This window comes from Cereibacter sediminicola, from assembly GCF_007668225.1.
GTDB classification, from domain to species: Bacteria; Pseudomonadota; Alphaproteobacteria; order Rhodobacterales; family Rhodobacteraceae; genus Cereibacter_A; species Cereibacter_A azotoformans.
In genome coordinates, this window is the sequence record NZ_VDEK01000111.1 from 1 (window position 1) to 1,002 (window position 1,002).

Below are 1,002 nucleotides of genomic sequence, written 5' to 3' on the forward strand. Positions count from 1 at the left end.
AGGCGGTGCTGATGAACCATCGGACGCGTGACTTCCTTGTCCGCCAGCTGACCCAACTCGCCAACGCGATCCGCGCCCATCTGGGCGAATTCGGCCTGGTCGTGCCGAAAGGCGTCCACAGTGAGGCGGGCCTGAAAACGATCCGGGGGATCGTTTTCCCGACGAACGAACCGCCTTGTCACCGAAGCCGAGGCCGCCGATCTGCCCGCTGGAGCCCGCGTGCCGCTCGATCTGCTGGCGCAGCAGTTCCGCGATACCAAGACGTGCATCGATGCCATCACCGCCGATCTGCGCCGCGCCGCCGAGGCGGACGAAACCGCACGGCGGCTGCAAACGATGCCGGGCATTGGCCCCATCACGGCCAGCGTTCTGGCGGCTGCACTGCCGGACGTGTCGGCCTTCCGCTCGGCCCGCGATCTGCCTAGCCTGGCTCGGGCTGACGCCGAAACCGCATTCGAGCGGCGGCAAGGAACGCCTTGGGGCGATCTCGAAGATGGGCAATCGATTTATCCGACGGCTGCTCTACCTCGGGGCCATGGGGGTGATCTCGACCCGCAGGTGTACCGATCCCGGCGAGGATTGGTTGGGGCGCATGCTGGCGAAGAAGCCGCGGAAGGTCGTGGCCATCGCATTGGCCAACCGCATGGCGCGACAGGTCTGGGCAATGCTGCGAACAGGCGAGGCCTGGCGGACGGCCTGAGGGCAGGGAACTCCGGGCCGATAGCGGCCTGAACGAACTGGCGAGGGCAAGGTGAGATGATGGCACACTGACGGAACCGAGGAAGGCACACTCCGTTCGGACCGGAGCGCACCAAGCGCGCGCCATTGACAGGGACCCAATCTTCACGCAAGGGCTCCGCCCGTTCCCGCCTCAAACTGCCCATCGGACAGTTTGCCGCTTCGCGGAGCGGCGTTCACTTCATCAGGGCGCGCGGGCAAGCCGCAGATCAGACGCCGAATACATGGCCGCACCCGACCAGCTGCCGAAGATCGCCGCCCCCC

Annotated in this window: 2 protein-coding genes; one reads left to right on the plus strand and one right to left on the minus strand. The window is 66.7% G+C overall.

Annotation, left to right across the window (positions count from 1 at the left end):
* The coding region (locus FG154_RS22015; RefSeq protein WP_222120596.1) for a hypothetical protein at window positions 1-182 on the minus strand (182 nt) is incomplete at its 3' end.
* Window positions 183-436: 254 nt separating this feature from the next.
* On the opposite strand from FG154_RS22015, the gene FG154_RS20565 reads away from it, so the two are divergent.
* Entirely contained in the window at window positions 437-700 is a 264-nt protein-coding gene (locus tag FG154_RS20565) for a transposase (RefSeq protein ID WP_425456874.1), read from the plus strand.
* The last annotated feature ends 302 nt before the right edge of the window (window positions 701-1,002 follow it).